The organism is Niveispirillum sp. FG148 (assembly GCF_057809655.1).
Genome location: NZ_JBMDKJ010000079.1, coordinates 1 through 511 on the forward strand (window position 1 = coordinate 1; position 511 = coordinate 511).

1 protein-coding gene is annotated in these 511 nt (G+C 68.3%); it reads left to right on the forward strand.

The genetic code is table 11. The annotated features are described in order from the left end of the window. Nucleotides 1-511, forward strand: a 511-nt coding sequence (locus tag ACODTW_RS28280) for a hypothetical protein (RefSeq protein WP_488949557.1), incomplete at both ends; no start/stop codon positions are given.

Here is a 511-nt window from a genome sequence, read left to right on the forward strand (position 1 = left end):
CCGACAGCGCCATCGTCACGGCTGGCAATGGCGGTGATGATGTGAAGGTGACGGGGGCCATCAACGGTCCCTATGCGCTGCTGGTGGATGCCGGCAAGGGCAAGGTGGCCCTGGATGGGGCCGTTGGCGCGACCAGTGCGCTGAAGCTGCTGTCGGTCGGCGGTTCGACCGTGTCGCTGAAGTCGGTCACGACGACGGGCCTGCAGGATTATGCGGGTGCCGTGACCCTGGCCGGCGATCTGGTCAGCACGGTCGGCGGTGGTATCCGCGTCGGCGGGCCGGTGACCCTGGCGGCCGACAGCGCCATCGTCACGGCCGGCAATGGCGGCGATGATGTGAAGGTGACGGGTGCCGTGAACGGCGCCTACGCGCTGCTGGTCGATGCCGGCAAGGGCAAGGTGGCCCTGGATGGGGCCGTTGGCGCTACCAGTGCGCTGAAGCTGCTGTCGGTCGGCGGTTCGACCGTGTCGCTGAAGTCGGTCACGACGACGGGCCTGCAGGATTATGCGGG